Below are 21,619 nucleotides of genomic sequence, written 5' to 3'. Positions count from 1 at the left end.
CCGTGTCGCCCCCGTGCCCCCGTTGACAGGGAACTCCCCATTTGCCCCCGCGTCCAGAGGAGGGAGCCACCCGATTCACGCTCGGTGCGCCCGGCGCCGTACCATTCGCGCCATGGCAAAGGCACCCGTTCTCACCCCGCAGGCGGAGGATTTCCCCCGCTGGTACCAGGATCTGATCAACAAGGCCGAGCTGGCCGACAACGGTCCTGTCCGCGGCACCATGGTCATCCGGCCGTACGGCTACGGCCTGTGGGAGCGGATGCAGCAGGAGATGGACGCGCGCATCAAGGACGCGGGCGCCCAGAACGCGTACTTCCCGCTGTTCATCCCGCAGTCGTACCTGACGAGGGAAGCGGAGCACGTCGAGGGCTTCGCCCCCGAGCTCGCGGTCGTCACGCACGGCGGCGGCAAGGAGCTGGAAGAGCCGGTCGTGGTCCGGCCCACCTCCGAGACGATCATCAACGACTACTTCTCCAAGTGGGTCCAGAGCTACCGCGACCTGCCGCTGCTCATCAACCAGTGGGCCAACGTGGTCCGCTGGGAGATGCGCCCGCGCGTGTTCCTCCGTACGAGCGAGTTCCTCTGGCAGGAGGGCCACACCGCCCACGTCACGTACGAGGAGGCCCGCGACTACGCGGCCCGGATCCACCGCGACGTCTACGGCGACTTCATGACGAACGTGCTCGGCATCGACGTCGTGCTCGGCCGCAAGACCGCCAAGGAGCGCTTCGCCGGCGCCATCAACACCCTCACCCTCGAGGGCATGATGGGCGACGGCAAGGCCCTGCAGCTGGGCACGAGCCACGAGCTCGGCACCAACTTCGCCAAGGCCTTCAACACGCAGTACCTGTCGAAGGAAGGCAAGCAGGAGCTCGTCTGGCAGACCTCGTGGGGCGTCTCGACCCGCATGGTCGGCGGCCTGATCATGTCGCACGGCGACGACAACGGCCTGCGGGTGCCGCCGCGCCTCGCGCACGTCCAGGTCGTCGTCATGGCGATCAAGGGCGACGAAGCCGTGGCGAAGGTCCGCGAGCTGGGCGCTCAGCTGAAGGCCGCGGGCCTTCGGGTGCACGTCGACGACCGCGTCGACACCCCCTTCGGCCGCCGCGCCGTGGACTGGGAGCTCAAGGGCGTACCGGTCCGCGTAGAGATCGGCCCCCGCGACCTGGAGGCCGGTACCGCGATGCTGGCCCGCCGCATCCCGGGCGGCAAGACCCCGGTGCAGATCGACGCGCTCGCCGACCTGCTGCCCAAGGTGCTGGAGGAGGACCAGGCGCAGCTGCTGCGCGAGTCCCGCGAGCGCCGCGAGTCCCGTACGTCGGACGTGGCGACCATCGAGGAGGCCGCCGAGGCCGCCATCGCCGGCGGCTGGGCGCGCATCCCGTGGGCGGACCTCGGTCCCGAGGGCGAGGCGAAGCTGGCCGAGCAGGCCGTCTCCGTACGCTGCCTGATCGCCGCCGACGGGTCGGTCCCGGAGACGGACGACGCCCCCGGCACCCTCGCGATCGTCGCGCGCTCGTACTGACCGGCAGGCTGCGCCCCGGCGCACGGCTCAGGCCGTGCGCCGGGGCGTAGTCGTCGTTACGTACCGACTCCTCCGGGGATCTGCGCACCCGTCCTCGTCATGCCGCATGAGACTGAACTGACTGGTACGTGCAAAAAATTTGGAATGGCCCGGAATCGGAACACCGGGGCACCCCGGCTCGTTGTTACGACGTGAGCACGACACCACCTGTTCTCGCCGCAGAGCTGGCGCAGGCGTGGGCCGATATTCAGCGGTACCACTCCGAGCTGCCTGACCTTGCCGCGCCCGAGTCCCTGATCGGAGAGTCGTCGTCCGCCTGTGGCGCCGCCCTCTCCTTCGAGCGACTGCTGCACGAGGCAGTCCACGGCATCGCCGCCGCCCGCGGAGTCCGTGACACCTCGCGCGCCGGTCGGTACCACAACCGCAGATTCCTCGCGATCGCCGAGGAGATGGGGCTGGACCACTCCGACGAGCCGCATGCCAGCAGCGGCTTCTCCCTGGTCACGCTCAACCCCGAGGCCAAGAAGCGCTACCGGCCCACGATGGAGCGGCTCCAGCGGGCCCTGAAGGCCCACACGGCGGCGACCGCCGCCGACACCAAGCGCAGCTTCCGCGGACCGGCCGCCCGGCACGGCTCCTCCGGCGGCGGCGTGCGCGTCAAAGCCGTCTGCGACTGCGGGCGCAACGTACGCGTCGTCCCCTCCGTACTGGCCCAGGCGCCGATCGTCTGCGGGGGCTGCATGAAGCCCTTCCGCATCCCCGAGGTCGCGATCGCGGCCGCCTCCTGACCCCGCGCGGCACCCCCGCGGGCGTATGGCACAATGGACAGCTGTACTCGACAGTCGCATAGGACCCCTCTCTCCTCCGGCTGACGCGTCCATCGGGCACCCGAGTACCGCAACCCCACGTGGCATCTCATGTGCCCAACCACGTCAAGTTCAGGAGACACCACTCCAGTGGCAGTCAAGATCAAGCTCAAGCGCCTCGGCAAGATTCGCCAGCCGCACTACCGCATCGTCGTCGCCGACGCCCGCACCCGCCGTGACGGTCGCGCGATCGAAGAAATCGGTATCTACCACCCGACGTACAACCCGTCGCGCATCGAGGTCAACGCCGAGCGTGCGCAGTACTGGCTGTCCGTCGGCGCCCAGCCCACCGAGGCTGTGCTCGCCATCCTGAAGCTGACCGGTGACTGGCAGGCGCACAAGGGCCTCCCGGCCCCCGCGCCGCTGCTGCAGCCGGAGACCAAGGAGAGCAAGCGCCGTACCTTCGACGAGTTCGCCAAGGCCCTCGAGGGCATCGGCGAGGGCAAGGGCGACGCCATCACGCAGAAGGCGAAGAAGGCCGACAAGAAGGCGGACGAGGCTGAGGCCACCGCCGAGTCGACCGAGGCCTGAGCATGCTCGAGGAGGCTCTTGAGCACCTCGTGAAGGGCATTGTGGACAATCCCGACGAAGTGCAGGTCGCCTCGCGCACCCTGCGCCGCGGACAGGTTCTCGAGGTCCGGGTCCACCCGGATGACCTCGGGAAGGTGATCGGCCGCAACGGCCGCACCGCACGTGCTCTGCGTACCGTCGTGGGCGCCATCGGCGGCCGTGGCATCCGTGTCGACCTCGTCGACGTGGACCAGGTCCGCTGAGACCGCGTCCATCGCAAGATTGAATCACCGGCACGGGCCGGGGAGGGCATACGTGCCCGCCCCGGCCCGTCGTCGTCTGAACAGGAGAGCACAGTGGAGCTGGTAGTCGCGCGGATCGGCCGCGCCCACGGCATCAAGGGTGAGGTCACCGTCGAGGTGCGCACCGACGAGCCCGAGCTGCGGCTCGGCCCGGGCGCCGTCCTGCGCACCGACCCGGCGTCGGCGGGACCGCTGACCATCGAGACGGGCCGGGTGCACAGCGGGCGGCTGCTGCTGCGCTTCGCCGGCGTCAAGGACCGCACCGGCGCCGAGGCGCTGCGCAACATCCTGCTGATCGCCGAGGTGGACCCGGCGGAGCTGCCGGAGGAACCCGACGAGTACTACGACCACCAGCTGATGGACCTCGACGTGGTCCTCGCCGACGGCACGGAGGTCGGCCGGATCACCGAGATCTCCCACCTGCCCTCGCAGGACCTCTTCATCGTCGAACGGCCGGACGGCACCGAGGTGATGATCCCCTTCGTCGAGGAGATCGTCGCCGAGATCGACCTGGAGGAGCAGCGCTGCGTCATCACGCCGCCGCCCGGGCTGATCGACGACCGGGCGGAGGTCGCCTCGGCGCGCGACGCCGGGGACGAGGCCTGATGCGTCTGGACGTCGTCACGATCTTCCCCGAGTACCTGGAGCCGCTGAACGTCTCCCTCGTCGGCAAGGCCCGCGCCCGCGGTCAGCTCGACGTGCACGTCCACGACCTGCGCGACTGGACGTACGACCGGCACAACACGGTCGACGACACCCCGTACGGCGGCGGCCCCGGCATGGTCATGAAGACCGGCCCGTGGGGCGAGGCCCTGGACGCGGCGCTCGCCGACGGCTACGAGTCGGGGGCGCGCGGGCCGGTCATGGTCGTGCCCACGCCCAGCGGCCGCCCCTTCACCCAGGAGCTGGCCGTCGAACTCTCCGAGCGGCCCTGGCTGGTCTTCACGCCGGCCCGCTACGAGGGCATCGACCGCCGGGTGATGGACGAGTACGCGACGCGGATGCCGGTGTACGAGGTCTCCATCGGCGACTACGTGCTGGCGGGCGGCGAGGCCGCCGTCCTCGTGATCACCGAGGCCGTGGCGCGGCTGCTGCCCGGCGTGCTCGGCAACGCCGAGTCGCACCGGGACGACTCCTTCGCGCCCGGCGAGATGTCGAACCTGCTGGAGGGGCCTGTCTACACCAAGCCCCCCGAGTGGCGCGGCCGGGAGATCCCGGACGTGCTGGTCAGCGGGCACCACGGCAAGATCGCCCGCTGGCGGCGGGACGAGGCCTTCCGGCGGACCGCCCGCAACCGTCCGGACCTGATCGAGCGCTGCGAGGCCGCCGCGTTCGACAAGAAGGACCGCGAGATCCTCTCCGTCCTGGGCTGGAAACCGTCCGCCGACGGACGATTTTGGCTCAGGCCGCAGGCCGTGGAAGAATAGGCGGCTGCTGTGTGCTCGCGGACGCCCCTGCCACAGGGGGACCGTCGTCCGCCGGGTGACACGGCTCCCGAATTCTCTCCGGAAACCCGCACCGGCGACCTGTGGCGTCGTGCGAAGAAAGCAGACGAAGAACATGTCTCACCTGCTCGATGGCGTCAACGCCGCCGCGCTCCGCTCGGACGTCCCGGCCTTCCGCCCGGGTGACACCGTCAACGTTCACGTCCGCGTGATCGAGGGCAACCGCTCCCGTATCCAGCAGTTCAAGGGCGTAGTCATCCGCCGCCAGGGCGCCGGTGTCTCCGAGACCTTCACGGTCCGCAAGGTCTCCTTCAGCGTCGGCGTGGAGCGTACCTTCCCGGTGCACTCCCCGATCTTCGAGAAGATCGAGCTCGTCACCCGCGGTGACGTCCGCCGCGCCAAGCTGTACTTCCTCCGTGAGCTCCGCGGCAAGGCCGCGAAGATCAAGGAGAAGCGCGACTTCTGAGGTCCCCTCCGGGGTCCGGGGGCGGCCGGATAGGCTCGTTCCCGATGGACACCGAAGCACCTCACACGCAGCGCGGCCGCTCCTCCCCCTCGCCGGGGGAGGAGCGGCCGCGCTGTGCGTTGTCCCGGGGCCGGCATCCGTTCACCTGGCGGCGGGCCGCCGCGCTAGGTGTGGTCTGCACCGTCCTGCTGCTGCTGTTCAGCAATTTCGTGGTGCAGCCCTTCCTGATCCCGAGCCGCTCGATGGAGCCGACGTTCGAGGTCGGGGACCGGGTCCTGGTGAACAAGCTGGCGTACCGTTTCGGCGACGGGCCGCGCCGCGGGGACCTCGTGGTCTTCGACGGCACGGGCTCCTTCGTGCCGGAGCGTCCCGAGGGCAATCCGATCGGCGGGGCCCTGCACGGCGCGGCGTCCGCGCTCGGACTCGCCGAGCCCTCGGACACCGACTTCGTGAAGCGGGTCGTCGGGGTCGGCGGCGACGACGTGGTGTGCTGCGACGCGGGCGGCCGGGTGCGGGTCAACGGGGCCGCGCTCGACGAGCCGTACCTGTACCCGGGTGACGTGCCGTCACAGGTGCCCTTCCGGATCGTGGTCCCCCTGGGGACCCTGTGGGTGATGGGGGATCATCGTTCCCAGTCCCGGGACTCCCGGGACCACCTGGGGCAACCGGGCGGGGGGATGGTGCCGGTGGAGAACGTGATCGGGCGGGCCGACTGGATCGGCTGGCCGGTGCCGCGCTGGGGTCCCGCGGGCGGTGGCCATGGGTAGCCGGGGGCGGTCGAGACGCGACCGGGAGCCCGAGCCGCCCCCCGAGCCGGAGCCGGAGCCGGAGCCCGTCGCGGCGGAGGGCGGCCGCGCCCAGCGGCGCAGGCTGGCACGCCGCGTACGACGGCGGCGCCGCACCCGCCGGGCCGGCGAGCTGCCGCTGCTCGTGGTCGTGGCGCTGTGCATCGCCCTGGTGCTCAAGACCTTCCTGGTGCAGGCGTTCTTCATCCCGTCCGGCTCGATGGAACAGACCATCCGGATCGGTGACCGGGTGCTGGTGGACAAGCTCACCCCGTGGTTCGGCTCCGCCGTCCAGCGCGGGGACGTCGTCGTGTTCAAGGACCCGGGCGGATGGCTCCAGGGCGAGGCGGCCCGGCCCGCCCGGGACCCGGTCGGGGTCAAGCAGGTCAAGCAGACCCTTACCTTCATCGGCCTGCTGCCCTCGGCCGACGAGCAGGACCTGATCAAGCGCGTCATCGGCGTCGGCGGGGACACCGTCGCGTGCTGCGACGGCCGGGGCCGGGTCACCGTCAACGGCGCGCCGCTCGATGAGCCGTACGTGAACCCGGGCAACGCGCCCTCCGAGATCCGCTTCGAGGTGCGGGTGCCGGCGGGGCGGCTGTTCGTGATGGGCGACCACCGGGCCAGGTCGGCGGACTCGCGCTTCCACCTCGACGAGGCCTTCGAGGGCACCATCGACGAGAACGGCGTCGTCGGCGAGGCCGTCGTGATCGCCTGGCCGTTCGGCCACTGGCGCCGGCTGGAACAGCCCGCGACCTTCCGCACGGTGCCCGATCAGGCACGCCGCGGGGGTCGCGGCCGCCGTGGGCGCGGACGGGGCACGCCGTTCGCATAGTGTGTCCTCGGTCTCCCGCGCCTTAGGGAACTCCCGCTCGTTAGGGGAGGGGAGGGCCCGCGTCTGATTCCGGCGGGCGGTGATTTCCGAGTGAGGAGTGGATGTGGGGGATGTGGCGGTAGGCGCACGATCCGGACGCGACGAGGGCGAGGAGCGGCCGGACGATGCCGTCGACCGCGAGGCCGAGGACGGCGGTACCGCGGCGCATCCGCACCGCTCGTTCTGGAAGGAGCTGCCGCTCCTCATCGGCATCGCCCTGCTGCTGGCCCTCCTGATCAAGACGTTCCTGGTGCAGGCCTTCTCCATCCCGTCCGACTCCATGCAGGACACCCTGCAGCGGGGCGACCGGGTGCTGGTGGACAAGCTGACCCCGTGGTTCGGCTCCGAGCCCGAGCGCGGTGAGGTCGTGGTCTTCCACGACCCGGCGGCCTGGCTGTCCGGAGAGCCCACCCCGGAGCCCAACATCGCCCAGAAGGCGCTGAGCTGGATCGGTCTGATGCCCTCCGCGGAGGAGAAGGACCTGATCAAGCGGACCATCGCCATCGGCGGGGACACGGTCGAGTGCAAGAAGGGGGGACCGGTCGTCGTCAACGGCAAGGAGCTGGACGAGCCGTACATCTACCCCGGCAACACCGCGTGCGACGACATGCCGTTCGGCCCGATCACCGTGCCCCAGGGCAAGATCTGGGTGATGGGCGACCACCGGCAGAACTCCCAGGACTCCCGCTACCACATGCAGGACTCCACCCAGGGCTTCGTGCCGGTCGACAAGGTCGTCGGGCGGGCGGTGGTGGTCGCGTGGCCGATCACTCGTTGGTCCACCCTGCCGATCCCGGACACCTTCGACCAGCCCGGCATCGGCAACCAGGCCGCTGCCGGCGCGCTCGGCCTCGGGGCGTCCGGGCTGGCGCCGGTCGGGCTGGGCCCGGCCGCGCTGGGGCTCACCGGCGCGGTGCCGCTCGTGATGTGGCGGCGCCGGAGGCTGACCAGCGGTCGTACCGACCGGTAGGGTGCCGCCCAGGTCGACGATCTCCGAGTGTGGGGGCGCTGCAATGGGCGGAACACAAGCAATACGCGGTGGCAGGAACGGCCACGGTGGTCTCGGCAACGTACTGTCGGGGATCGCCGTGGCCGTCGGCTTCGCGCTCTTCCTCGGCTGTTTCGTGTGGGGGGCGGTCGTCTACCGCCCCTACACCGTGCCGACCGACTCGATGATGCCCACGGTGCAGCCCGGCGACCGGGTGCTGGCGCAGCGCATCGGGGGCGGTGAGGTGCGCCGCGGGGACGTGGTCGTCTTCACCGACACCCAGTGGAGCGACCTGCCCATGGTCAAGCGGGTCGTCGGCATCGGCGGCGACACCGTGAAGTGCTGCGGCGCGGCCGGCGAGCTGACCGTGAACGGAACACCGCTGGACGAGCCCTACATCGACGACACCCGGCCGGACCCCGGTCTGGCCGTGCCGCCCGGGCAGGCCGCGCCCCCCGGCACCCCTTTCGAGGTCACGGTGCCCGAGGGGAACCTCTTCCTGCTGGGCGACCGGCGGGGCGCCTCGCTGGACTCCCGGTCCCACCTCCAGGAGGCCGGGCAGGGCACCGTGCCGCGGTCGGCGGTCAACGCCCGGGTGGACGCGCTCGCCTGGCCCTCCGCGGGCATGCTGGAGCGGCCGAAGACGTACGAGGCGCTGCCCGGCGGCGTGTCCCGGCCCGGGCCGCTGCTGCTCCAGGTGGCGGCGGTGGCCGCCGGAGCAGTGCTGGTGGCGCTGGGGGCCGCGTACGGGCCGCTCGTACGGGTCCTGGGGCGCGGGCGGCGCAGGGAGCGGGTCGATGCCGGCTGACCCGGCGACCGGCCCCGGGGTGCGCAAGGTCGCGCGCGTGGTCCTGCTGGACCCCGCGGACCGGATCCTCCTGCTGCACGGCTTCGAACCGGCCGATCCGGCCGAGACCTGGTGGTTCACCCCGGGCGGTGGCCTGGAGGGTGCGGAGAGCCGCGAGGAGGCCGCGCTGCGGGAGCTGGCGGAGGAGACGGGGATCACACAGGTGGAGCTGGGCCCGGTGCTGTGGCGCCGGTACTGCTCCTTCCCGTTCGACGGGCGCCGCTGGGAGCAGGACGAGTGGTACTTCCTGGCCCGTACCGCCCAGACCGCGACCGAGCTGGGCGGCCTCACCGAACTCGAGCGGCGCAGCGTCACCGGAGCGAGGTGGTGGACCTCCGGGGAACTGCTGTCGGCCCGTGAGACGGTGTACCCGACCAGACTCGCCGAGCTGCTCCGTACGCTGCTCGACGACGGTCCTCCGGGTGCGCCGGTGGTCCTGGCCCCGGAAATCGTTTAGGGGCGCGGGGGCCTGGCGCACAATAGGGGGACGCACGGCTGAAGGGGAACATGCCATGAGTGCCGAGGACCTCGAAAAGTACGAGACCGAGATGGAGCTGAAGCTCTATCGGGAGTACCGCGACGTCGTCGGGCTGTTCAAGTACGTGATCGAGACCGAACGCCGTTTCTATCTCACCAACGACTACGAGATGCAGGTGCACTCGGTCCAGGGGGAGGTCTTCTTCGAGGTCTCGATGGCCGACGCGTGGGTCTGGGACATGTACCGGCCGGCCCGTTTCGTGAAGCAGGTGCGGGTGCTGACCTTCAAGGACGTGAACATCGAGGAGCTCAACAAGAGCGACCTCGAACTTCCGAGCGGCTGACCTCCGAGCGGCTGACTTCTGAGCGGCTGACCTCTGGACGGCTGACTTCCGAGGGGCTGACTTCCTAGGGGCGCCGAGCGGCCGGCCTCGCCCTGCTGACCACAGTCCGGCGGGCCTCGGCCCCGCGCCGCCGTCCTCCCTCCTGAGGGTGACCGGGATATCCACAACGCCGCGGTTGTCCACCAAGATCCACGCGGTGGGCGGGGGCGCGGGATCGTCGGTGCCGGAGGTGGTGCCGAATGGACACGAAGGACGTGGCACGGCAGGCGCTGGGGCGGTACGGCGAGGAGCTGGCGGCGCGCCGGCTGACCGAGGCCGGGATGACCGTGATCGCGCGGAACTGGCGGTGTCGCGGCGGGGAGATCGACATCGTGGCGCGGGACGGGGACGCACTCGTCGTCTGCGAGGTCAAGACCCGCCGGGTGGGCGTCTTCGAACACCCCATGGCCGCGGTGCGGCCCGGCAAGGCGGAGCGGTTGCGCGGACTCGCCGGGCGCTGGCTCGTCGACCACGGCGGACCGCCCCCGGGCGGGGTGCGGATCGACCTCGTCGGGGTCGTGCTGCCGCGGCGCGGGGCCCCCGTGGTGGAGCACGTCCGGGGGGTGGCGTGATGGGGTTCGCCCGAGCCTGTTCCGTGGCCCTGGTGGGCGTCGACGGCGTGGTGGTGGAGGTCCAGGCCGATCTGGAACCGGGAGTGGCAGCCTTCACCCTCGTGGGGCTTCCCGACAAGACCCTGGTCGAGAGCCGGGACCGGGTGCGGGCCGCCGTCGTGAACTCGGGGGCGGCCTGGCCGCAGAAGAAGCTCACGGTCGGGCTGAGCCCCGCCTCCGTGCCGAAGTCCGGCGCCGGCTTCGACCTCGCCGTGGCCGCGGCCGTGCTGGGGGCCGCCGAGGTGGTCGACCCGGCGGCGATCGCCGATCTGGTGCTGATCGGCGAGCTCGGACTGGACGGCCGTGTCCGACCGGTCCGGGGGATCCTGCCCGCCGTCCTCGCCGCGTCGGAGGCCGGCTACCGGCAGGTGGTCGTCCCGCAGCAGTGCGCCGCCGAGGCCGCGCTCGTCCCCGACGTGTCCGTGCTCGGCGTACGCAGCCTGCGGCAGCTGATCGCGGTACTGACGGGCGGCGTGGTCCCCGAGGAGGAGCATCTCGGCCCGCCGGGGAGGCCGGACCCGATGCTGGCCGGGCTGGTGCTCCCCGGCGCGGGGCTCGGTACGGGCATCACCCCGGGCCGCACGGGCCGGGGCGACTGCGCCGAGGTCCCCGACCTCGCCGACGTGGCCGGGCAGCTCGGCGCGCGCCGGGCCCTGGAGGTGGCGGCCGCGGGGGGGCCACCACCTCTTCCTCAGCGGGCCGCCCGGGGCCGGCAAGACGATGCTGGCCGAGCGGCTGCCCTGGATCCTCCCGCCGCTCGGACGCCGGGAGTCGGTGGAGGTCACGGCCGTCCACTCGGTCGCGGGGATCCTCCCGCCCGGCGAGCCGCTGGTCGCCCGGCCGCCGTACTGCGCGCCCCACCACTCCGCCACCATGCAGTCCCTGGTGGGCGGCGGGAACGGGATCCCCCGGCCGGGCGCCGTGTCCCTGGCCCACCGGGGCGTGCTGTTCCTGGACGAGGCCGCCGAGTTCCACGGCCGGGCGCTGGACGCGCTGCGCCAGCCCCTCGAATCGGGTTACGTGGTCATCGCGCGCGCCGCCGGGGTGGTGCGGCTGCCCGCGCGGTTCCTGATGGTGCTCGCCGCCAACCCCTGCCCGTGCGGGCGGCACACCCTCCAGGGGCAGGGGTGCGAATGCCCGGCCTCGGTGATCCGGCGCTACCAGGCCCGGCTGTCGGGGCCCCTGCTCGACCGGGTGGACCTGCGGGTGGTGGTGGAGCCGGTCACCCGTTCCGACCTGCTCCGGCAGGGCGGCCGCGGGGAGTCCACCGCGGTCGTCGCCGACCGGGTCCGCGAGGCCCGGGAGCGCGCGGCCCTCCGGCTCGCCGAAACCCCCTGGCGGCTCAACTCCGAGGTGCCCGGGCAGGAGCTGCGCACCCGCTGGCCGGTGGACCCCGGCGCGCTGGCCCAGGCCGAGCGGGACCTGGAGCGCGGGCTGCTCAGCGCCCGCGGGCTCGACCGGGTGCTGCGGGTCGCCTGGACCGTGGCAGACCTGCGGGGGCGGGACCGGCCGGAGGCGCCGGACGTGGCCGTCGCGCTGGAACTGCGGACCGGGATCGCCCGCGGGGCGACGCTGGAGCGGGGGGCCGCGGCATGACCGGGCCGGAGGACGCGGAGCGGCCACGGGGGCGGAGGCAGGACCGGGAGCCGGGGCATCCGCCGGGCCAGGAGTACCTGCCGGGACCGCAGCCGCAGCCGGAGTGTCGCCCGGGCCCTCCGCCGGAGCGGCGGCCGGGGACGGAGCCGGAGCCGCAGCCGCAGCCCGATTCCGGCCCGGGCCTTCCGCCGGAGCCGGGGTGGTGGCCGGTGCCGGAGCCTGTGCGGGAGCGGGAGGTGCGCCGCGCGCCGGGGCCGCAGTCGGAGTCGGACCCGGGCCGTCCTCCGGAGCGGCGGCCGGGCTCCGAGACTGGCCCGGGCCGTCCGTCGGAGCGGCGGCCGGGGACGGAGCCGGGGCGGGAGGGGGAGTTGCTGGCGCGGGCCGCCTTGACCCGGGTGCTGGAGCCCGGGGAGGAGCGCGGCGGCCGCTGGCTGCGGGAGCACGGCGCCGTGGGGCTGATGCGGCTGCTGACCGGCCCCGAGCAGGAGGCGGGCGTGCTCACCGGGGTGCGGCCGGACCGGCTCACCGGGTACCGCAGACGGGCCGCGCTGGCCGACCCGCGGCGGGACCTGGAGCTGGCCGCCGCGGCGGGGGGCCGGTTCGTGTGCCCCGGATCGGCGGAGTGGCCGACCCAGCTCGACGACCTCGCCGACGCCCGGCCCGTCGGGCTGTGGCTGCGGGGCCGGCCGGACCTGCGTACATGGGCGCTGCGTTCGGTGGCCGTCGTGGGGGCCCGGGCCTGCACCCCGTACGGCGCCCACATGGCGCAGACCCTGGCGGCCGGCCTGGCCGAGCGGGGCTGGGTCGTCGTCTCCGGCGCGGCGTACGGGATCGACGGCGCCGCCCACCGGGGGGCCCTCGCCTCGGGCGGCGCCACCGCGGCGGTGCTGGCCTGCGGCGTGGACGTCTCCTACCCGCGCGGCCACGCCGGGCTCCTCGGCCGGATCGCCGGCCAGGGACTGGTCCTCGGGGAGCTGCCGCCCGGCAGCCACCCCACCCCCAGCCGGTTCGTCCTGCGCAACCGGGTCATTCCTCGTTCTCTGGGGGATGGCGTGATGCGCAACCGCGTTTGTGCAGCTCAACGGCACTACTGCTGACCCTAGCCTGCGCAACAGGTGTGGTGCTATCGCCTCCCCGGGTGAGCTCCTCGGGGGCTGCTTGACGTTGCCTGTGTCCCCGAGGGTCAGTTGTGCGAAGTCGCCGCGCCCGGGACGTCGCTGCGACTAAGATCGTCACGGGATGGCCTGTCCCGTCTTTCGAGAGATGTTCGTCTGAGAAGGAACTGCAGTGGCAATGTGGCCCGAAATGGGTTTTCAGGAAAGCCCATATGCGACTCGCCCCGTGCCTGCGACTGCAGAGGGCGAAGCCCTGTTTGTGGGGCGTGACGCAGTCGCCAAGAAGCTGGCGAACCGTCTCACTTCATCTGATCTCCACCCGACGATTGAGGGCGAAAACGGGGTAGGGAAGACGAGTCTTGTCTCCGTTGTTGGATACCGGCTTCGGCGCGACTATGAGGACGGCGAGACGAGTCAGGCAATCATCCCGCTCACTGAGGCATTCCAGCTGACGTCGAAGGACACCGCCACCGCTCTGGAGCGGAAAGTTCTCTTGGCGGTTGCAGCCGCCATGATCAATCATCATGACCTCCTGAAAAGAGGTGGGCATGATGTTCCTGACGTTTCCGATGTAGAGCGTTGGCTCAACTCACCTCTTCTCACTGGAGGGGGTGGGGGTGCAACCGCCCTCGGTTTCGGCGGGACCGTCACTCGCACTGTCTCGGCGAATACTGGAGCCGGCTTCAACGAGGAAGGGCTTAGGTCAACCATCTCGGGATGGCTCAGCCAGTGTTTCCCCACCTCGCAATCTGGTGCCTTTGTCTGCGTGCTCGACAATTTGGAACTTCTTGAGACGTCGAAAGATGCCAGGGCTCTTCTCGAATCGATGCGGGACGGAATGCTGTCCCTGCGCGGCCTCAAGTGGGTCCTCTGCGGCGCGCGCGGCATCGTCCGAACCAGCGCTTCGTCTCCGAGGCTCGAAGGCAGGCTCGCCGAGCCCCTCGAACTGAACCCCATCGCTGACGATGAGATCTCTCAAGTAATCGCGCGGCGGTTGGAGTACTACCGACTCAATGACTCGGCGGCAGCTCCCGTGGGGCCTGAAAGCTTCAAGCTCATCTACGACATCTTGAATAAGAATCTCAGGAACGCGCTCAAATATAGTGAGGATTTCTCGTTCTGGCTGTATGACGAGGGGCATGCCGACAGGGGAGAAGGTGCCTTCGGTCCCATGCTTGAACAGTGGATCAAGCAGAAGGCAGAGAAGAGTGCCGAACAGACGGATCTGTCCGGCACTCGCGCCTGGGAGGTTTTCGATGCCCTCGTAGCGAAGGGGGGAAACTGTTCCCCCGGTGACTTTGAAGAGTTCGGGTTCAACTCCCCGCAGGCCATGGTCCCTCACATCAAGACCCTGGAAGATGCCAACTTGGTTCAGAGTTCGACGTCCGATGAGGATCGACGGAGGAAGACCATTACGGTAACGCCGCGGGGATGGCTCGTCCGTTATGCAAGGTGCGGATACTTGCTGCCGGAGTAGTCGGCGTCCTTCCGATGCAGTGGGCGGGCGTTCACCCTGGGTGTAGAGCCACTTCGGATGAGCGCCGTGCTCAATCACCGAACAGGTCAGCTGCCGGTCGTAACGTGACTGCCGACAGCTGACTGTGCGGAACTAATCGAACGGTCGCTCAGCGTCCGTAGCGGCTCCTGTTCTGCAGTTCTTGCATCTTTTGGGCTTCCTCTGCGTCAGCCCTTGCCTTGATCTCGGCGGCCCTTCGCTGCTCTTCTTCGATCTGGGCCTTGCGTTGTTCCTCAGCCTGGCGTTCTGCTTCCGCCTGGCGTTCGAAGATGATGTGTTCTTCAGACATTGGTTGCTCCTTCCAGTAATTGGATGGATACACGTCAATTTTCCCACTGTGATCGAGTTTGTTCATCTGGGGGGAACCGGCTGGTTCAGCGCGCGCGTCAGCTCCCGGTTGGCTGCTCGTGCCGCGTCGAGCTCCTCGGTCCGTTCTTCCAGCTGTCCCCGTGCGTCGGCGAGTTCTTGCTCGAGCAGGATGATGCGGCGTTGCAGTTGATCGATGTCGACGGGTGCTCCGAGTCCGGACTCGGCCCAGATGTTGTCGCCGAGCTGGGCCGATAGGCGTTTCTCCAGCTGCCGAGCTCGTGCGGTGAGGCGTTTGTTAGCTTCCAGCGCGTTCGCGAGGTCGGTCTGGAGGGAGGTGCGGCTGACCGCCGCCATCCGCCCGTCCTTGACTGGGGTGCTGGCAGCAACGTGGGCGCGTTCGAGCAGGTCGGGGTGGCGGTAGAGGAATGTCCGGTCGACTCGGGCCGTGCGGGCGAGCCCGGAGACGGTGATGTCCCCGCCGGCCTTCACCGCGGTGTCGATGGCTTTCAGGACGCGTTCGCGGCGGCGGGCGGAGTCGGCCCGCTTCCCGTCGATCATGGGGTTGGTCATCCGGTGGGCCTTTCGGGACGGAGATCTTCGGGGGGCCCGATCCGGGGCAGGCCGAGGGAGACGACGCGGCGGGTGCGGCGGACGACGGTGACGGCCTCCTTGATCTGGAGTTTGTCTTCGTCGGTGAGGTCTTCGAGGTCGTCGCGGACGCGTTTGACCAGTCGGCGGACGCGGGTGATCTCCTCGTCGGAGGGCATGGCTTCGGCCTTTGCCCAGGTGTCCGCGGCGAACGCGGCGAGCCGTTCCCGGCCGCGCATGAGGTCGGCGAGGTAGGCCTCGAGATCGGGGAGGTAGGAGACGTCGGTGCGGAAGTGGGAGCATCCGACGCAGCGGAACCGGACGGGGCAGTCGTGCCCGCCGGCCGCGACGTTGGTCGGTTCGGTGCAGAGCCCGTAGGGCACCTGGACTTCCCCGATGGCCCGCCGGGCGTGCTCGGAGTCGAGAACGAGCTGGGCCTGGCGCCAGACGCGGTTGCCGTTCCGGTCGAACTGCATGGTCGTGACCCGTTCGACAGCCTCACGCTTCCGCTTCTCACCGACCCGGTAGTACTGCTGCGTGGTCGTCAGTTGGCGATGGTCCAAGAGGGCCTGCAGCGCATCGGGGGCGACTCCGGCGTCCGCGTGCCGCTGGGCATAGGTGTGCCGGTAGGCGTAGGGATAGATCTTCGTCTTGTCGAACGGCAGCATTTTGGTGACCGCGCGGCCATCGACCTCGACCACGGCGGGAACGAGGAACTCCGGCAGCGACTCCACCCAGGCCCTGTGCCGGGTGGCGAGCCAGTCAGCCTTGATCGGCTTGGTGCCCATCGTGTTGGCCAGGGTGGTGGGCAGGAGTTTGAGCTCGCCGACGGGCGTGTGCGGAAAACGAGCGCGGGTTCGTTCCTGCTGGGTAGTGATCAGGGCGGCGGTCGCGCCGCTGATCGGAAGCCGGCGTGCTCGACGGGCGGACTTGTGGTTGTCGTAGATCAGTACCGATTTGCCGTCGCCGTCCCGCTCGAGGCAGTCGTAGCGAAGCCTGCCGATCTCATCAGGACGGCGGCCGGTGTCGATGATGAGCTCCACCGCGACGCGGATCTCGGGGGCGCCCCCGGCTTCGAGACTGTCGAGGTTCTGGCAGAGCTGGGTCATCACCTCGGCAGGAAGGTCCCGGCCGGCCTCACGGTCCTCGGGGTCGTCAGGCACGTCCTCGGGCCGAAGACTGAATGACTCGCAGAGCCGGTGCAACGGCTGGTCGGGTTTGGTCAGGCCCAGGGTCCGCATCCGGCTCAGCAACCGACGGACCGATCGGACCAGACGGACGTGTGTGTGTCCGCTGACCTCGCCTTGCTCGTTCAGGAAGCGCAGCCGATTCAGAAAGACGACGATGTCGTCGCGCGAGACGGCGCTAACGGTGTTTCCGCTGTCGGATCGGTTGATTCGCAGGCTGTCCGAGAGCTGGGCAATGGCGTTGATCTGGGACTGAACATGCGGCCGAACGTCGGCTCCTCGCCTTTGGGGAATGTCGTCCAGGGCCCAGGCTTGTGTAGCAGCACGGAGCCAGGGCTGCTTGATCTTGTCGAAGTAGAGGCTGCCTTCCAGGCCGAACGCGTAGCCGGACCAGATGTCCTTGTGCCGTTCGGTCTCAGGGGTCAGGCCGAATCGCCCGAGGTGCTTGAGGATGCCCTTGGCGAGGTCTCGAATCTGCCGGTGGCAGTGACTCACGTCGAGTTCGGTGAGTGTGGCGACCTGCTGAGTGCGGGCCCAGTCGCAGAACGGCCGCCAGATGTATTCCTTCTGCAGGAGCCCCTCGCGGACGCGTTCGTGCAGGCCATAGAGGAGCTCGCCCACCACCCGCTCGGGCAGTCCGCGCAGACTGATCACCCCAGCTTGGGCGATGGCAGGTGTGGTTCGCCTCCAGAGCTCCTCGTCACTCGCCTTTCCGGCGCGGAGCTGAGCGCGAAGCCGCTGTGCATGAGCGGTGCAGTAGCCGGAGAGGACCTGTCGCTGCCGGTAACAGGCCGCAACGCGGCATGGCCCGGATGCCTCGAGCGGGAGGACCAGGGGGTGCTGTACGAACTCTTCGATCGGGATCTTGTAGATCTTTGTCTGTTGATGCAGGTGAGCGCTGCAAAGCGGAGTGGCCCTGCCCTGTCCAGGCCGAGCACAGTGTGGGACCTGGCAGGCGACTTCGCCGATGGCCCGCCACCGACGTTTCGTGTCCCTGGTGAACTCCTCGAGGCTCTGACCTCCTCCTTTCCACCGCCTCATGCAGCCGACGCAAAGGCCCTGCTGAAACTTGTGGAAGACCATCTTGTCGCAGCCCTCGACCAGGCACTCTGGTGCGCTGAACTGCGGGTGATCGCGCGGGATGAAGAGGAGGCGGACCTGCGGATCCCAGCCCATGAGCTGCAGGAACTCCGAGCTGATGGCCTCCTGCAGGCCGTCCTCGGTCCTCTCGTCCGTCTCAGAGACGGCGCTGGTGTGAACGACGGTCACCGCTCTTCTCCCCCGAACTGCAGACGGGGCGAGGGGACCCGCTCGATAGCGTTCCGAAGCCGGGCGCGGCTGGGATGCAGATAAGGCCGCGGCGAATTCGGGTCTTTCTGTCCGAGCAGGGCTTGGACCTCGTCGAGTGATCCGCCCGCGTCCACTACGTTGCTGGCCATCGCGTGCCGACACATCCGCGGCGTGACCGCCCGGCCCAGGCCGGCCCGACGGGACAACGCCTCGCATAGCTCGCCGATGGCCTCCGTGGTGATCGGCTCCCCGTAGGGCGGCCGGAACAGGTTGACCAGCAAGAAGTCGCTCCCACCCGCCGGCAGCCGCTCGTGCCGCTCCAGCGCGTACTGATCGAAGGCCTGGACTACGAGGAAGTCCACCGGCATCGCCCAATGCTTCTTCGACTTCGACCAAGCGTCGTTCTCGTTCTGCCGCCGGACCACATGAACATGGGCGCCCTCCAGGTCGCAGCCCAGCGACCTGGAGCCCATCATCAGATGCGGGTCACTGCGGTGCAGGCCCGCGACCTGCCCCGGCCGGAGGCCAACGCGAGAAAGCAGTAGGAGCGTCAGCCGGTCGCGGGCCGAGCGGCAGGCCATGAACATGGCCACTACTTCCTCGTCGCTGGCCCGGTCGATGTCCGTCTCAGGCTCCTGGAGCCGGTGGCGGGCCCGCAGCCGCATCCGCAGCCCACCGCTTTCGGTCTGGGCCGCAGCCGGCAGATCGCTGCTGTCACCGACCTCGTAGATCTGCTCCAACACCCAGCCCGGGACCGTCTTCTCCGTCAAGGCGTGCAACAGGAACATCCGCACTGCCGTGAGGACCTTGTTGCGCCGGGCCTCCTGCCGGACTGGCTTCGATCCGGGCCCCGGCACCACGACCGAGGTCTTCTTGCCCCCGCGGCCAGGCGCCCACTTCAACCAGAGCATGAACAGGCCCATCTCCCGGGCGGCAGTCCTCCAGTCCCGCCCCGTGACCTCGCACCACCGCAGAAACAAGGACACGCCCTCGGCGTACGCCTTCGTCGTTGTCTCTGCCCGCCCCCTCGCCAACCGGGTCTCCCTCAGAAACCGATCGGCCTCCTCAAACACCCTGTAGTCCTCATCGATCACAGTCCAGTACTGGGTGCCTGATGGCAGCACCACACGAAACGCCTTCACTTCCACTCCCACTCCACGAGCCGATCGCAACGATCTGCCGCAGAGCCACACCCCCCGAGAACCGTTGCAGAGAACCCAACGAGAGGGTTAAAGCAATGTCACACCACGAGGTCCAAACCCCCAGAGAACGCCGCCCTCACCCGGGGCACCGTGGTGGTGGAGGCCGCGCACCGCAGCGGCTCCCTGGTCACCGCCCGGCGGGCCCAGCAGCTCGGGCGGTTCACCATGGGGGTACCGGGGCCCGCGACGAGCGGACTCTCCGCGGGAGTGCACGAGTTGCTGAGGGGCGAGGCCGTGCTCGTCTCCGACGCGGCGGAGGTCGTCGAGCTGGTCGGCTCGATCGGGGAACTGGCCCCCGAGCGGCGCGGACCGGTGCTCGCCCGGGACCTGTTGGACCGCGACACCGCCCGGGTGCTCGAAGCGTTCCCGGCGGGCCGGCCCGCGGACGCGGCGGAGTTGGCACTTGCCTCCGGCACCGGCACCGACGAAGTCATCGGCAGACTGTACGAACTTCACTCTCTGGGGTTCGTCGAACGGCAGGGCGACGTCTGGCAGTTGAGCAGACAAACGCCTGGAACGCGCACGCAAACCGGCGCCGCCCGGCGAGGCGGTCGTTGACCTGGGGCGTTCCGGTGAAAGAGTGAAACCGATGAGAGACGCGGTGCTCCCGGCGGCAGCAGCCGGGACCGTGCGCCCTGCGCCGGTCCCGTGCCCGCCGCGCGAGTCCGGACGCCATCGAGGCCCTGCGCGATCCCGTACTCTTCGCGCACCGCGACACTTCCGTCACGCTACGCTCCCAAGGAATCCGGCTCCGGCAAAGGCGAAGCATGCCCCAGCACACCTCAGGGTCTGACCGCGCTGCGGTGCCCCCCGCAGCCCGCGGCGGCGTGCGGTCCACCGCACCCTCGTCCCTGGAGGTGCTGTGGCGCTCGTACAAGGAGTCGGGTGACGAGCGGCTGCGGGAGCAGCTGATCCTGCACTACTCGCCCCTGGTGAAGTACGTCGCGGGCCGCGTCAGCGTGGGCCTCCCGCCCAACGTGGAGCAGGCCGACTTCGTCTCCTCCGGAGTTTTCGGACTGATCGACGCCATCGAGAAGTTCGACATCGAGCGCTCGATCAAGTTCGAGACGTACGCGATCACCCGGATCCGCGGCGCGATGATCGACGAGCTGCGGGCGCTCGACTGGATCCCCCGCTCGGTCCGCCAGAAGGCCCGGGCCGTGGAACGCGCTTACACCACGCTGGAGGCCCAGCTGCGGCGCACCCCGACCGAGAGCGAGGTCGCGGGCGAGATGGGGATCGGCGTAGAGGACCTCCACACCGTTTTCAGTCAGCTGTCCCTGGCGAACGTCGTCGCCCTGGAAGAGCTCCTGCACGTCGGCGGGGAGGGCGGCGACCGCCTCTCGCTGATGGACACCCTGGAGGACCGGGCCGCCGACGACCCGGTGGAGGTCGCGGAGGACCGCGAGCTGCGGCGCCTGCTGGCCCGGGCCATCAACACGCTGCCCGAACGGGAGAAGACGGTGGTCACCCTCTACTACTACGAGGGCCTCACGCTGGCCGAGATCGGCAACGTGCTGGGCGTCACCGAGAGCCGCGTCAGCCAGATCCACACCAAGTCGGTGCTGCAACTGCGCGCGAAGCTGGCCGATGTGGGCCGGTGAGCTTGCGGGACCTCCGTAGAGTGGACGCGTGCCCAGGATTCGAGCGGCCTCCGTGGCCGAGCACCGGTCGATGCAGCGCGGCGCCCTGTTGGACGCCGCGCGTTCCCTGCTGTCCGAAGGCGGGACGGAAGCGCTGACCTTTCCCGCCCTCGCGGAGCGGACCGGCCTCGCCCGGTCCTCCGTGTACGAGTACTTCCGCTCCCGAGCCGCCGTGGTCGAAGAGCTGTGCGCGGTGGACTTCCCCGTGTGGGCCGCCGAGATCGAGGCCGCCATGGAGCGGGCCGAGTCGCCCGAGGCGAAGATCGAGGCCTACGTGCGCAGCCAGTTGGCGCTGGTGGGCGACCGCCGGCACCGGGCCGTGGTGGCGATCTCGGCCAGCGAGCTGGACGCCGGGGCCCGGGAGAAGATCCGTGCCGCGCACGGCGGGCTGGTGGCGATGATCGTCGAGGCACTGGCCGCCCTGGGGCAGGCGGAGCCCCGGCTGGCCGCGATGCTGCTCCAGGGCGTCGTGGACGCGGCGGTACGCCGGATCGAGCTCGGTGTGGCCGAGGACCCCGGCGTCGTGGCCGAAGCGGCCGTCGCCATGGCCCTGCGCGGCGTCCGGGGCTGAGACCCGGCGCCTCCCCTCAGGTGCCGCCGGGCGCGTAGGGCAGCAGGCGCGCGGTCGGGCGTGGGAGCAGCGACAGCGGGTTCAGGTAGGTCTCGCCCGCGAGCAGGCCCCAGTGCAGGCAGGGTGCCGGGCAGTGGGAGCCTTCCGTGAGGACCGCCACCACCTGGCCAACCGTGACCAGCCCGCCCTCCGCGACCAGGGGCCGCACCGGTTCGTAGGTCGTTCGCAGTCCGTTCGCCAGCGCGAGGGAGAGGACTCCCCGGCCGGCCACCTGCCCCGCATAGTGCACCCGGCCGTCGGCCACCGCGCGGAGCTCGGATCCCACCGGCGCGGACAGGTCCACCCCGCGGTGGCCGGCCGCGTACGGGGTCGGGGGCGGGTCCCACCAGCGGGCCACCGTCAGGGGCGGGGGCAGCGGCCGGACCACGGGGGCGGCGGCCCCGGTCAGGGCCAGGAACAGGGCGAACAGCAGGGTCGTCAAGAGCGTCATGGGACCCAGCGTCCCGCGCGCCCGTGCCGCCGC

22 protein-coding genes and 3 pseudogenes are annotated in these 21,619 nt (G+C 70.3%); 20 read left to right on the top strand and 5 right to left on the bottom strand.

The genetic code is table 11. From position 1 onward, the window contains the following. The first annotated feature begins 112 nt into the window (after positions 1 to 112). The 17 genes and pseudogenes from proS to ACFWTC_RS08640 all read left to right on the top strand — a co-directional run bounded on the left by proS (position 113) and on the right by ACFWTC_RS08640 (position 14,267). Entirely contained in the window at positions 113 to 1,525 is a 1,413-nt protein-coding gene (gene proS / locus ACFWTC_RS08720) for a proline--tRNA ligase (protein ID WP_383932292.1), read from the top strand. A gap of 191 nt (positions 1,526 to 1,716) precedes the next feature. Continuing rightward, positions 1,717 to 2,313: a hypothetical protein gene (locus tag ACFWTC_RS08715; protein WP_383932294.1), complete on the top strand. Its 597-nt coding sequence runs from the start codon at positions 1,717 to 1,719 to the stop codon at positions 2,311 to 2,313. Between the two features lie 168 nt (positions 2,314 to 2,481). Continuing rightward, complete coding sequence (gene rpsP / locus ACFWTC_RS08710; RefSeq protein WP_267717590.1) at positions 2,482 to 2,922, top strand: 30S ribosomal protein S16; 441 nt, start codon at positions 2,482 to 2,484, stop codon at positions 2,920 to 2,922. Between the two features lie 2 nt (positions 2,923 to 2,924). Next, positions 2,925 to 3,164: an RNA-binding protein gene (locus ACFWTC_RS08705; protein WP_330332869.1), complete on the top strand. Its 240-nt coding sequence runs from the start codon at positions 2,925 to 2,927 to the stop codon at positions 3,162 to 3,164. A gap of 93 nt (positions 3,165 to 3,257) precedes the next feature. Continuing rightward, positions 3,258 to 3,809 (top strand): ribosome maturation factor RimM, encoded by a 552-nt coding sequence (gene rimM, locus ACFWTC_RS08700; RefSeq protein WP_383932296.1) that lies wholly within the window; start codon positions 3,258 to 3,260, stop codon positions 3,807 to 3,809. Next, positions 3,809 to 4,630 (top strand): tRNA (guanosine(37)-N1)-methyltransferase TrmD, encoded by an 822-nt coding sequence (gene trmD, locus ACFWTC_RS08695; protein ID WP_384027430.1) that lies wholly within the window; start codon positions 3,809 to 3,811, stop codon positions 4,628 to 4,630. The genes rimM and trmD overlap by 1 nt, the downstream gene beginning before the upstream one ends. Before the next feature lie 133 nt (positions 4,631 to 4,763). Beyond that, a complete protein-coding gene (gene rplS, locus ACFWTC_RS08690; protein ID WP_383932300.1) occupies positions 4,764 to 5,114 on the top strand; it encodes a 50S ribosomal protein L19 in 351 nt (116 codons plus the stop codon). Positions 5,115 to 5,158: 44 nt separating this feature from the next. Continuing rightward, the gene (gene lepB / locus ACFWTC_RS08685) at positions 5,159 to 5,881 is read left to right on the top strand and encodes a signal peptidase I (RefSeq protein ID WP_384027428.1); all 723 of its coding nucleotides are present in this window, start codon (positions 5,159 to 5,161) and stop codon (positions 5,879 to 5,881) included. After that, complete coding sequence (gene lepB, locus ACFWTC_RS08680) at positions 5,874 to 6,734, top strand: signal peptidase I (protein WP_383931623.1); 861 nt, start codon at positions 5,874 to 5,876, stop codon at positions 6,732 to 6,734. Before lepB (ACFWTC_RS08685) ends, lepB (ACFWTC_RS08680) begins: the two co-directional genes overlap by 8 nt. Before the next feature lie 112 nt (positions 6,735 to 6,846). Further along, positions 6,847 to 7,743, top strand: a complete 897-nt coding sequence (gene lepB, locus ACFWTC_RS08675) for a signal peptidase I (protein ID WP_383931620.1) — start codon at positions 6,847 to 6,849, stop codon at positions 7,741 to 7,743. 43 nt (positions 7,744 to 7,786) lie between these two features. Then, on the top strand, positions 7,787 to 8,569 hold the full coding sequence (lepB, locus tag ACFWTC_RS08670) for a signal peptidase I (protein WP_383931617.1): 783 nt from the start codon (positions 7,787 to 7,789) through the stop codon (positions 8,567 to 8,569). Continuing rightward, positions 8,559 to 9,065, top strand: coding sequence for an NUDIX hydrolase (locus ACFWTC_RS08665; RefSeq protein WP_383931613.1), 507 nt, complete (start codon positions 8,559 to 8,561; stop codon positions 9,063 to 9,065). Before lepB (ACFWTC_RS08670) ends, ACFWTC_RS08665 begins: the two co-directional genes overlap by 11 nt. Before the next feature lie 55 nt (positions 9,066 to 9,120). Next, positions 9,121 to 9,429: a DUF2469 domain-containing protein gene (locus ACFWTC_RS08660; RefSeq protein WP_003993268.1), complete on the top strand. Its 309-nt coding sequence runs from the start codon at positions 9,121 to 9,123 to the stop codon at positions 9,427 to 9,429. 239 nt (positions 9,430 to 9,668) lie between these two features. Further along, the gene (locus ACFWTC_RS08655) at positions 9,669 to 10,040 is read left to right on the top strand and encodes a YraN family protein (RefSeq protein WP_383931610.1); all 372 of its coding nucleotides are present in this window, start codon (positions 9,669 to 9,671) and stop codon (positions 10,038 to 10,040) included. Beyond that, positions 10,040 to 11,675, top strand: a pseudogene (locus tag ACFWTC_RS08650) (YifB family Mg chelatase-like AAA ATPase). Before ACFWTC_RS08655 ends, ACFWTC_RS08650 begins: the two are co-directional and overlap by 1 nt. A 368-nt stretch (positions 11,676 to 12,043) precedes the next feature. Continuing rightward, positions 12,044 to 12,706, top strand: a pseudogene (locus ACFWTC_RS08645) (DNA-processing protein DprA); the annotation flags it as partial. A 256-nt stretch (positions 12,707 to 12,962) separates the two neighbouring features. After that, positions 12,963 to 14,267: a hypothetical protein gene (locus tag ACFWTC_RS08640; protein ID WP_384074119.1), complete on the top strand. Its 1,305-nt coding sequence runs from the start codon at positions 12,963 to 12,965 to the stop codon at positions 14,265 to 14,267. A gap of 148 nt (positions 14,268 to 14,415) precedes the next feature. On the opposite strand, the gene ACFWTC_RS08635 is transcribed toward ACFWTC_RS08640, so the two are convergent. From ACFWTC_RS08635 to ACFWTC_RS08620, 4 genes are all read right to left on the bottom strand, one after another. After that, a complete protein-coding gene (locus tag ACFWTC_RS08635; protein ID WP_384027323.1) occupies positions 14,416 to 14,595 on the bottom strand; it encodes a hypothetical protein in 180 nt (59 codons plus the stop codon). Positions 14,596 to 14,657: 62 nt separating this feature from the next. Continuing rightward, a complete protein-coding gene (locus ACFWTC_RS08630; RefSeq protein ID WP_384027321.1) occupies positions 14,658 to 15,185 on the bottom strand; it encodes a DUF6262 family protein in 528 nt (175 codons plus the stop codon). Further along, complete coding sequence (locus ACFWTC_RS08625) at positions 15,182 to 17,659, bottom strand: tyrosine-type recombinase/integrase (RefSeq protein WP_384027319.1); 2,478 nt, start codon at positions 17,657 to 17,659, stop codon at positions 15,182 to 15,184. The genes ACFWTC_RS08630 and ACFWTC_RS08625 overlap by 4 nt, the downstream gene beginning before the upstream one ends. Beyond that, positions 17,656 to 18,828, bottom strand: coding sequence for a tyrosine-type recombinase/integrase (locus ACFWTC_RS08620; protein WP_384027318.1), 1,173 nt, complete (start codon positions 18,826 to 18,828; stop codon positions 17,656 to 17,658). The genes ACFWTC_RS08625 and ACFWTC_RS08620 overlap by 4 nt, the downstream gene beginning before the upstream one ends. Before the next feature lie 123 nt (positions 18,829 to 18,951). On the opposite strand from ACFWTC_RS08620, the pseudogene ACFWTC_RS08615 reads away from it, so the two are divergent. From ACFWTC_RS08615 to ACFWTC_RS08605, 3 genes and pseudogenes are all read left to right on the top strand, one after another. After that, a pseudogene (locus ACFWTC_RS08615) lies at positions 18,952 to 19,440 on the top strand (DNA-processing protein DprA); the annotation flags it as partial. A 209-nt stretch (positions 19,441 to 19,649) separates the two neighbouring features. After that, positions 19,650 to 20,486, top strand: a complete 837-nt coding sequence (gene whiG / locus ACFWTC_RS08610) for an RNA polymerase sigma factor WhiG (RefSeq protein ID WP_383931601.1) — start codon at positions 19,650 to 19,652, stop codon at positions 20,484 to 20,486. 52 nt (positions 20,487 to 20,538) lie between these two features. Next, a complete protein-coding gene (locus ACFWTC_RS08605) occupies positions 20,539 to 21,096 on the top strand; it encodes a TetR/AcrR family transcriptional regulator (protein WP_383931629.1) in 558 nt (185 codons plus the stop codon). A 16-nt stretch (positions 21,097 to 21,112) separates the two neighbouring features. Here the strand turns inward: ACFWTC_RS08605 and ACFWTC_RS08600 are convergent, their stop codons facing one another. Continuing rightward, positions 21,113 to 21,586, bottom strand: coding sequence for a M23 family metallopeptidase (locus ACFWTC_RS08600; protein ID WP_383931599.1), 474 nt, complete (start codon positions 21,584 to 21,586; stop codon positions 21,113 to 21,115). Between the last annotated feature and the right edge of the window lie 33 nt (positions 21,587 to 21,619).

The organism is Streptomyces sp. NPDC058619 (genome assembly GCF_042717785.1).
GTDB lineage: Bacteria > Actinomycetota > Actinomycetes > Streptomycetales > Streptomycetaceae > Streptomyces.
This window is presented reverse-complemented; position numbering and strand designations above follow the sequence as displayed.